Genomic DNA, 10,214 nt, shown 5'->3' with positions numbered 1-10,214 from the left:
GTAGTTATATTATAAAATATAACGGGAAAAGATGGCAATATATTTTGTCATTTTTTTTTGCTTTTTTTTGCATTAAAAAAAGCGAACTAGTCGCTTTTTTTCTTTGGGGGCTATTTCCCGACAGCCCCTTTTTTGTGCATATTATATTTTATTCATTGTATTTCTATATTTATACTTTTCTAATATTTGTCCGGATTAAATATTACCCCTGTTGAAGTCGCACTCACTTTTTCAACTGGTTTAGAAAACTGTTTTGGAGCTAATTTGGAAATTGCTGGTTTTGGAACTGGATTTGAAACTGCTGCTCTTGGCTTTGCTGACGGCTTTGTTTCTTTTTTAGGCACCGATCTTAACTCTGTCTTTGGCGCAGCTGGTTTTGATGTATGTCCACCCTTTCTGTATCTGAATTTTTCCAGTTCAGATTTCATAAGATGAGCCTGACTTGAAAGCTCTTGACTCGCCGCGGCTGCTTCTTCTGAGGTAGCTGAGTTCATCTGGACAACAGATGATATCTGGTCTATTCCATCTGTTACCTGCCTTACTGAGACTGCCTGTTCTTGAGATTTATGTGATATTTGATCTACATTTTCAACTATATCTCTTGAACCACTTTCTATATTCTCGAGAAGTCTCGCTGTTTCACTTGCAATCTTGGTTCCTTTATCTACTGCCTTTATAGAGCTCTGGATAAGTACAGTAGTATTTTTTGCCGCTTCAGCACTCTTGTTTGCAAGGTTTCTTACCTCATCAGCAACTACTGCAAAGCCTTTTCCTGCACTGCCTGCTCTTGCTGCCTCTACTGCGGCATTGAGGGCAAGTATGTTGGTCTGAAATGCAATGTCTTCTATTGTCTTTATTATCTTCCCTATTTCTGAGGAGGTATGATTTATTTCACTCATAGCGCTCATCATCTCTTCCATCTGAGAGTTACTCTGCTCAATTTCTGAGCCCAGATTTGCAACTTTCTGGTTTGCTGTATTTGCACTTTCTGCATTCTGGTTTATCTGATCTGATATCTCCTGTATCGCTGCCGAAAGCTGTTCTATGGCGCTCGCTTGCTCCGTAGCACCCTGTGAAAGCATTTGCGCACCGTCTGCTACTTGAGTAGAACCTGATGAAACCTGCGAAAATGATTCGTTTATCTGATGTATCATATTTCCAAGACTTGATGAGAGATTTTGAAACGAAGTGTCTATGACCTTGAAGTCTCCTATACTGTCATTCTTGAACTCAATGTCAAAGTCTCCATCCGCCATCTGAGTTGCAAGCCTTTGTATTCCACTTATATATTCTCTTATCACTGATAGCAGCGCTCTGAAATCGTCTGCAAATTTTCCAAATTCATCTTTTGACTCGTGTCTTATCCTTGTACTGAGATTTCCTTTTGATATTTCTTGCATGTCGCTTTCAAGCTGATCAAGAGGGTTAATTACTCTTTTTCTTATTACATAAAGGCTGAGCACGGAAAACGCTATGATAAATATAAGGTTTACTGTTACAGCAATAATAAGTGGTATGTTAGACTCAAGCCCTCCCCCTCTTGTTCCTGCTCCTATAATGACAAAGGTGTTTATTGCACTTAATCCTATAAGCACTGTGAAAATAAGCTTCATCAGCCCCTGGATGCTCATTTCTTTGAGATTCATTTTTTAATTCTCCTTCTGTGAAATTATTGTTCTGACTTGTTTTTTTTGATTCCCAGTACATTTCGTATATCTGTAGCCGAGATTTTGTTTTCGCTGCTTGCCGCTTCTTTGTTTGCCTGCGCCGCATTTACGAGTTCTGACCTAAGCACTGGTATTTCTCTGGGAGCTTCTACTGCTATTTTGACTTTTTCTCCACTGATATCGACAATGGTGATTTTTATATTGTCATTTATTATAAGCGATTCTCCTTTTTTTCTATGCAGTACGAGCATTATTAGACATCCCCTTCCATAAGCTTTTGGAGGCTATGCCTGAAGCTGTATCTCTCATCGTCAAGGATCAGCTGTTTTGCAGCCTGACTTTGAGGATTTATTACAAGAGGGCATTTGAGATTTACTGTACTCTCTGATACATCGTCTTTAACCACGCAAACAGCATAGTATAGCACTCCTTCTGTATCATCTTTTATCTCAAGTTCCCTAATATCCGAATCAGTCAAGATCGGTGAATAATCTTTTTTAAGATTAAAAGGATTCATGAGAATAAAGGCAAGCTCACTGTCCTGAACACTTTGAAGGCACATAAGATTATCATTGCCTGGTTCAAAACTTATGAGAATATGCTCCTTGAGTGTTTCAAATCCAAACAATCCATGTTCAAATCTAATTATATCTTTCTCTGAAACAGAGATTTTGTCAAAATATTTTGTTGATAGTTCCATATTCTCTCCCCTTTTTTTCATTATGCCTGCAGCGAAAACCCTTCGTGTTCTGGATCTGCACTTGCTGGTACATATATCGGTTTTCCTATGTACTCTATTATCACATCCGGGTACTGAGTAATATTCATTTCGATGCCTCCAGGTATGAATTCAAAATCCCCATTTGTAATCTTGAATTCAAAATTAAGTTTATCCATTTCATATTGTATTGAAACATTTGGCTCAGACCAGCTGATTTCAGCCCCTGCAGCAGGTGTAAATCCCAGCTGAAACTCGCCGGTTGGGAGCTGAACCCTATTTTTAAATATCTGATTCAAGGCATTTCCATCCAGTTTTGCATCCATCAGTATCGTCCCTTCATTTGTATATCTTGCGGCGGCTTCATATGCTGCAGACTTTCCTTTTTCTGCCGCCTGTTCAATGCTTCTTCTGGCGGTTGGAACAACTGAGTTCCTTGCTTCAAAAGTATCAATACTTACCTTTATATTGTTACTTTCAATTCTAAGTCCACCCTTGTCTGTGGTGAGATTTAAGTCTGTTTTTCTTGAACGTCTTTCTATTCTTGCGTTGTTTATTTTAAGTTCATAAGCCATTGGTACCCTAGTAATTTTAATAAGTGGTCCCATCAAATACACCTCCTTGTGTAAATTTAAAGACTTTATCATACCGTAATACTTATCTCATAAAATCGATAAAGGACTGCGAAAGTATGCTGTTTCCAACTTTTAGCGCCGCATTATATGCATATTCTGCCCATGAAAACTCAGTTATCGCTTGTGCGAGATCTACATTTTCTACTGATATAATCTTTTCATTTAGATTAAGGTTATTGTCCTTTAGCCTACTTTCTGTATCCTCAAGAAATTTGCTTGTACTTCCAAGCTGAGTTATTTTATCAAGGTTATTGCTCACACTTTTGTCAAATTGGGTACTCATATTCCCTAGCTTCTCAGAATCAAAATCATCAGCTCTAAGCACTTTTGCCATATCCATTAATTGAACAACCAGATTTTTGTTAATCTCTCCATCAACCCCATATCCAAGTGCCTCAATTCCAGGGTTCGAAAGATTGTAGGCTGTACCCTTTATTATCTCCCCACTCACCTCATCTTTACTCAGTCCGAATCCCAAGTCAATATAATTGGTTTCTTCTGACATTTCTTTGAGCTTAATCAGATCTCCGTTGGTCACGCTTATTCCCCTATAAAACAAGTCTCCAGCTTCAAGTTTAAACGGAGCTTCTTTTGTGCTGGCTCCTCCAAATAAAAATTTGTCTCCATATCTGGCATTCATACTCATTACTATAGATTCTGCTGTTTCTTCCAGATTCTGCGCTATTGCCGTTCTTCCTTCTTTACTGGTTGCCCCGTTAAGCGCTCTAAGGATATCTCCTTTTGCTTGCTTGCTCATCTCATTTACCTGCATGAGACTCGATTCTGTAGCTGCAAGCTGCCCTTGTGCTACTCCGAGGTTGTGAAGGTAGTCTTCATTCTTAAGGTATTCTCTTCTTAGCTGAAAAGCCTTGTTTGCTGCAGCTGGATCCTGAGATGCTCTGTTAAATTTTCTTTCTGTCAAAACTTTTTCTCTTGATTCATTAAGTCTTGATGTGGATTTTCCAAGATTTGTTCTGTAGTTTCTTATTATTGAATTGGTACTTATTCGCATTTTAGGCTCCTTCCTCTTATCTGCCAACAATTCCCATACCGTTTATTATTGTATTAATTGCCTCATCAAGGGCTGTCATAAGCCTCGCCGCTGCGTTGTACGAATTTTGATAGTGAAGTATGTTCATTCCTTCTTCGTCGAGTGATACCGCTGATACATTATCTCTCATATTTGCAACTCCATCCGCTATGGTCAAATGGTTCTCCAAAAGGGCTGTCGTGGATTTTACGTCTAGGGCAAGCATGCTGCCTGTATTTGTGAACATCTCCTGGAATGAACCATTGAAAAGCAGTTTTTCTGGCTCCTCTGGTAACGGCGGCGGCCCTGCTACCGCTGACTTTGCTGGTATCATATAATCTTTTTTCTCTGAAAGCATTGATATCATATTCAGTATATTATCATTTGCTCCCACCGGAGAACCTGCAATTACTGATGCCGTTATCCCTATTGTCCCGTTGTTCCAGCCTTCTGATACGGATATATTCTTGGCTGTTATAATACCCGTACCGTCTGACGCTGCAAAAAGTTCTTTTCCTGGACCATTTGCAGTATTAAATGACTCGGCAAACTTTGAGGCAAGTAAATCAAGAGACTGTTCATAGTAGCCTATGCCTCTTACGGTTTCTCCACCTCTATCAAATTCACCTGATTTATTTAGCATATCAATGATTCCTTTGAGAGTACCACCTGTCACTTCTTCTGTTACATCCTGTGATGTTGCATCCGGCATTGTCATGCTTATATTTGTCTTTCCATCTGCCGTCTTTTCTACTTTCAGCTCGGTCTTGTAGTTACCGTCTATGAGTGGTATCTTGCCAGATTCTCCGATTAGGCTTATAACGGGCACTTCTACGCTTACCTGATCTGTTATCTTCTCGACTCTGTATTTAACATCAATCTTCATGTAGCTACTCAGCTCGTCTATCAAAAGGTTTCGCTGGTCTTGAAGCTCAAGGGCTGAGTTTCCGTGAATATGATTGATTTTTATTGTCTCATTCAGTTTTTCTATGTTTCCTATTATATCATTTATGCTCGTTACGTCTATATTCAGATTTGTCTCGTGTTCTTCCCTAATCCCATCAAGCTGTTTTGCATACTGGTTAAACATCTTTGTCAGTACGTCTGAGGACGATTTTACCATGCTGTCAAATTCAGCATTTCCTACTTCTGAGGAAAGTTTTTGGAGCATGCTCGATATCTCGCTTATCTGATTTTGAAGTCCATTTTTGGTTACCTCGTCAAATATGGTCTCCAGGTCTTTGAGTATCGCCAGCTTTTGGTCCTGTGTTCCTACGCTTGCTGCTTCGTTTCTGTATCTTATGTCAAGGAAGGGGTCTCTTATCTGTGAAAGGCCTGTAGTGAGTACTCCGTTTCCGACTTTTACGTTGACACTGGATTCGTATTTATTTACTCCATTGCCTGTGTTGAGGCTCATAAGGTCGAGTCTTTGTCTTGTATAGCCTACGGTGTTTATATTGGCTATGTTTTGCCCTGTTACGTCAAGGGCTTTTTGACTGGCTCTCATTGCCAGTTGTGCTGTTGTAAATCCTGCAAATGTTGAACGCATGTTTACACCTCCATATCTTTTATATTAAACTTTTCTGCTGGTGAAACTGCGTGTTCCTTTTGTTGGCTTTGTTTCTTTTTTTTTCACTTTTTGCAGTACTTTTTGTATTTCATGCAGATTAATATCTATAGCTTGCTTTACACTCTGTGTAGTCTTTTGAAAAAGGTCCAGGGAATCTGAAAGTCTGGAATATACATTCTCAAGTTCTGCTCTTCCTGATTCTGGTGCTTTTTCTATTATTTCTTTGAAAGTAAGGCCTTCGCAGCCCATATCAGCCTGAATTTCCTGCTGTTTTCTTTCAAATCCTCTGAGCACAAGTATTTCTGCCTGTTCTTTTTTCATAAGTTCTTCGAGGCGCAGTATGTCGTTTGACGCAGCAGCTTGAAGTTTTTCTTTTTCTATTAGCTGAAATGCATCAAAAAACTCTGTCATCTCTTTGATCAGTGATGTGAACCTGTCCATGTTTTCCATTTTTCTTATCCCTGCCTTCTTCTAAAGCTTGCCCAGGTAATCCATGAGCACTCCTGCTATATTGTCGCAGCTTGTCTGTTTTATTACTGCCCCTCTTTGAAATGCCACCATGGGCATTCCATATACTACCGAGGATTCTTCGTCTTGCCCTATGGTAAAGGCTCCGTTTTCTCTCATTTTGAGAAGGCCTTGTGCTCCGTCTTTGCCCATGCCGGTAAGGATTATGCCTATGGCATTTTTCTTTACGGTCCTGGCTACTGACTCAAACAGCACGTCTACAGATGGTCTGTGGCCGCTTACTTTTTCTCCTTTTGTGAGTACCACGCGATGCGCTCCAGGTGGGCCTGCGACTTCCATGTGCAGGTCTCCTCTGGCTATGAGGACGAGCCCTCTTCTTATTTTATCTCCATCTTCTGCTTCTTTTACATCCATTTGACATATCTTGTTGAGCCTGTCTGCATACATCGCAGTAAAGCCTTCTGGCATATGCTGAACCACCACTACTCCAGGTGTTTCTTTGGGAAGTTTTTGTATTACTTTAAGGATGGCTTCTGTCCCTCCAGTAGATGCTCCGATTGCAATTACTGTGGTGTCAAGTTTGCTTATCATAACTCTACACCTGCCTTTCTGTATGTGATATATCTGTCCATGCTCTTATTCAAGTGGCTTGCGGTATATGGACGGTCCCATCTGTTTGTAGGGCGCATCATCTCTGTTTAGTGATTCTGAGTGTCCTATGAACAGATATCCTCCGGGGTTGGTCGCATCATAAAAACGTTTTATGAGCGCTGCCCTGGTGGGTTTGTCAAAATATATCATCACGTTTCTACAAAAAACAACATCAAATTTGAGCTTGAATTTTATAGGGTCCATCAGATTGAATGTACGAAATATAACATTTTCTTTTATCCCACTTGATACTTTGTATCCCCCGGTGCCAGTATCTTTTACAAAATACTTGCTCACCCATTCTTTGGGTATGTTTTCAAGGTCTGCCTGGGGATAGATAGAATTTTGGGCCTTGCGAAGAACGTTTTGCGATATGTCTGTAGCAAGGACTCTGGTGTCCCACTGGGATGAATTTTTGTCAAAGTGGTCTTTTAATACCATGGACATTGTATAGGGTTCTTCTCCTGAGGAACATCCTGCACTCCATATGCTCAGGACCTTGTTTTTCTTTGCGCTTTCAAGGTCTGGCAATATGTTTTTTTTCATGTAGTCAAAGTGTTTTTCTTCTCTGAGGAAATGTGTGTAGTTAGTGGTAAGCTTGTTTAGCATTACCTCTATGTCATCTGCGTTTCTGTTTTCGATTATGTGATTTACATATTCTCCAAAGTCCTTAAAACCTTTTTCTATAACAGTAAACTGGAGACGGCCAACTATGAGCTGCTCTTTTTTGGTGAGGTCTATCCCGTAGTTGGTCTGCACAAAATTTACCAGTGCATGAAAATCTTTTTTTTCAATTGTAAGCATTTTTTCTCCTTAAATCAGCAAATCAGCCGTTAATTATTGCCTCGCAGTCCAATATAAGGATTACACTCTGGTTGGGAAGCGAAATCATCCCACTCACAAGTTCTTCGCTTCTTTTATGGTTTCTTGATATTCTCTCTTCTTCTATGTCCAGTACCTGATCTACTGAATCTACTATTATTCCAAGTTCTGTATTGTCCATGTCAAGGACTATTATACATGATTTTTCATCATATTCTATTTCACTTTTACCCATTCTCAGGCGCATGTCCACTATTGGAACTATCTGTCCTCTAAGGTTTATTATTCCTTTTACAAAATTTGGAACCATAGGCAGTTTTATTGGAGTTGCATTTGTAATTATCTCCATTATATTGTTTGTGTCTATTCCAAAAAGCAGCCCGTCTGAACTGAAGGTAAGGTACTTCTGATATATTTTTGTATCTGCCAGTACCTCTTCGTCGTCCTGGTAGTCTTGATAATCTTCAAATTCTAATAATTCTTCTGACATTTTATCCTCCCTTCCTTATCTATTCGTTGTTTGCAAGTGTATACACATTGAGAATATCCAGGATTATACTTATGTTGCCATCTCCAAGGATTGTGCATCCTGCTATTCCAGAATTTTTTATGTTAAAGCTGTTAAGATATGAAGGAAGCGGTTTTACAACTACCTGCTGTTCTCCTATGAGCTCATCTATGAAGAGGCAGTATGATCTGTCTCCCGATTCAACCCATATAAGTATTCCGTCTTCTATATTCTTGACCTGCGTATCTATGCTGTAAAGCTCGTGTATTCTAACCACAGGGTAAAATTCATCCATTCTCTTTACTATTTCTCGTCCTGATATGTCATGAATTATCTCTTCACTTGTAACTCTGAAGCACTGTCTTATGTTGTTTATTGGAATAGTAAATATGGATTTTCCTACTGCGGTTTCCATTCCTTCTACGATTGCCAGTGTAAGTGGAATCTTTAGGGTAGTGCAGCTTCCAAATCCGAAATCGCTTGTCACGGTTATGGTTCCACCCAGAGCTTCTATACTCTTTTTGACAACGTCCATTCCAACGCCTCTTCCAGAGAACTCTGTAACTTCTTCATTAGTCGAGAATCCTGGCATCATCATCAGTGATATAACTTCTTTTTGGCTATATTCATTCTCGGGTTTTGTAAGGAGTCCATTTTCACGGGCTTTTTCGAGGATTCTTGAGGTATCTATGCCTCTTCCGTCATCGCTTATAGTAATTATTACTTCACTTCCTGTGTGTCTTGCAGAAAGCAGGATTTCGCCTTTTGCTTTCTTTCCTTCTCTTATTCTATCTTCTCTTGAAGCTTCTATTCCGTGGTCCATAGAGTTACGCACTATATGCATAATAGGATCGCCTATACTGTCTACTATAGATTTGTCCACTTCTGTGTCTTCGCCCTCTATTACAAAGTCTACTTCCTTGCCAAGTTTTTTACTCATGTCCCTTACAACTCGGTTCATCTTCTGGAATACACCTGAGATAGGTACCATTCTCAGTGACATGGTTATATCTTGAAGCTCGTCTGTAAGTTTGCGAAGCTGCCTGGTGGATTTTAGGAAATTGTCAAGCTTGAGTCCTTGTATGTCTGGCGATGAGGTTACCATAGATTCTGTGATAACAATCTCTCCTACAAGATCCATCAGCTTGTCAAGTTTGGAAAGGTTGACGCTTATAAGACTTTGTTTGTTTGGTACATTGTTTATTTTTGCATTTATAATTTCTATATGGGGATCTTTGCTTACTTCTTTTTGAACTATCTCAGCCAAATCAGTTTTTTCCTCATCAGTTCCAATCCGCTTCATTTCGTATGAGCGTATGCCGCCTGTATTTTTTATGATAGCTATTGCTTTGTTTGCCATTTCTTCTGAATCAAAGAATATTGAGAATCCTCTGTCGAGTATGTACGACGCCGCTTCTCTGTTAGTTTCTATATCTTCAGGAAAGTATTCAAACTGGAGCCCGGCTTCTCTAAGGGTCGTAACCATCATGAATGCTCTTATGTGCTCCATTCCTGAATCTTCTTCAAAAAATACCAAAAGTGTACACATTCTTTTAAGTTCTTCACTTTGAGAATTTGATTTTTCTTCAGAATCTCTTGAAATTTCTTGTGCCACTTCTACTTTTATTTCTAGTCCCAGATTCTTAATTTTATCAAGGAACATGTTAATATTTGTAACAAAGTTGTCGATATTAGTTGAGAGAGGTTCTCCCTTTTGTATCTTATCTACTTCAGATTTGAAATAATCCATTGACTGGAATAATATATCAAACAGTTCTGAAATGTTTGCTTCGCTCATCTTTTCCATACCATTCTCACGTATATAAAAGAACAGGTCTTCTATTCTGTGAGCTATCTCCATAAGAGAAGTAAACTCCATCATTGCTGATGAGCCCTTTATGGTATGCATTATGCGGAATATCTCGTCGATATTGTTGCTGGATAAGTTTTTTTCCATTTCGGAACCAATGAATAGCTCTTCGAGTTGTTCTAGAAGAGAGTTGGTTTCAAAAAGGTACATATCAAGCATAGAATCAATGCTATTGTTCATGGAAATTAACACCACCTCGTATTTTATGATTTTTTAAACATGCTATATATATTATATCGGAAAATATTTGATTTTATTAATAGTTTTTAATTGTA

Annotated in this window: 11 protein-coding genes; all 11 read right to left on the bottom strand. The window is 39.1% G+C overall.

The window, feature by feature from the left end:
* Nucleotides 1-179: 179 nt before the first annotated feature.
* From G558_RS12430 to G558_RS0105225, 11 genes are read right to left on the bottom strand one after another with little or no spacing between them, the layout of a single operon-like run.
* Nucleotides 180-1,646 (bottom strand): methyl-accepting chemotaxis protein, encoded by a 1,467-nt coding sequence (locus G558_RS12430; protein ID WP_051188489.1) that lies wholly within the window; start codon nt 1,644-1,646, stop codon nt 180-182.
* Between the two features lie 23 nt (nt 1,647-1,669).
* Complete coding sequence (locus G558_RS12425) at nt 1,670-1,918, bottom strand: carbon storage regulator (RefSeq protein ID WP_036931627.1); 249 nt, start codon at nt 1,916-1,918, stop codon at nt 1,670-1,672.
* 2 nt (nt 1,919-1,920) lie between these two features.
* Nucleotides 1,921-2,367 carry a flagellar assembly protein FliW gene (fliW, locus tag G558_RS0105265; protein WP_028829249.1) on the bottom strand — a complete coding sequence of 149 codons (447 nt, stop codon included), beginning with the start codon at nt 2,365-2,367 and terminating at the stop codon, nt 1,921-1,923.
* A 20-nt stretch (nt 2,368-2,387) separates the two neighbouring features.
* The gene (locus G558_RS0105260; RefSeq protein ID WP_028829248.1) at nt 2,388-2,993 is read right to left on the bottom strand and encodes a DUF6470 family protein; all 606 of its coding nucleotides are present in this window, start codon (nt 2,991-2,993) and stop codon (nt 2,388-2,390) included.
* A gap of 49 nt (nt 2,994-3,042) precedes the next feature.
* Nucleotides 3,043-4,032 (bottom strand): flagellin N-terminal helical domain-containing protein, encoded by a 990-nt coding sequence (locus G558_RS0105255; RefSeq protein ID WP_028829247.1) that lies wholly within the window; start codon nt 4,030-4,032, stop codon nt 3,043-3,045.
* A 16-nt stretch (nt 4,033-4,048) separates the two neighbouring features.
* On the bottom strand, nt 4,049-5,599 hold the full coding sequence (flgK, locus tag G558_RS0105250; RefSeq protein ID WP_028829246.1) for a flagellar hook-associated protein FlgK: 1,551 nt from the start codon (nt 5,597-5,599) through the stop codon (nt 4,049-4,051).
* Nucleotides 5,600-5,623: 24 nt separating this feature from the next.
* A complete protein-coding gene (gene flgN / locus G558_RS0105245) occupies nt 5,624-6,070 on the bottom strand; it encodes a flagellar export chaperone FlgN (protein ID WP_028829245.1) in 447 nt (148 codons plus the stop codon).
* Between the two features lie 21 nt (nt 6,071-6,091).
* Nucleotides 6,092-6,679, bottom strand: a complete 588-nt coding sequence (locus G558_RS0105240; protein ID WP_071604453.1) for a CheB methylesterase domain-containing protein — start codon at nt 6,677-6,679, stop codon at nt 6,092-6,094.
* A 45-nt stretch (nt 6,680-6,724) separates the two neighbouring features.
* Nucleotides 6,725-7,543 (bottom strand): CheR family methyltransferase, encoded by an 819-nt coding sequence (locus G558_RS0105235; RefSeq protein WP_028829243.1) that lies wholly within the window; start codon nt 7,541-7,543, stop codon nt 6,725-6,727.
* Between the two features lie 22 nt (nt 7,544-7,565).
* Entirely contained in the window at nt 7,566-8,051 is a 486-nt protein-coding gene (locus tag G558_RS0105230; RefSeq protein WP_028829242.1) for a chemotaxis protein CheW, read from the bottom strand.
* A 19-nt stretch (nt 8,052-8,070) separates the two neighbouring features.
* Entirely contained in the window at nt 8,071-10,119 is a 2,049-nt protein-coding gene (locus G558_RS0105225) for a chemotaxis protein CheA (RefSeq protein WP_028829241.1), read from the bottom strand.
* Between the last annotated feature and the right edge of the window lie 95 nt (nt 10,120-10,214).

This window comes from Proteocatella sphenisci DSM 23131 (genome assembly GCF_000423525.1).
In the GTDB taxonomy this organism is placed as follows: domain Bacteria; phylum Bacillota; class Clostridia; order Peptostreptococcales; family Filifactoraceae; genus Proteocatella; species Proteocatella sphenisci.
The sequence above is the reverse complement of the archived record's forward strand: the minus strand, read 5'-3'. Positions and strand labels throughout refer to the sequence as shown.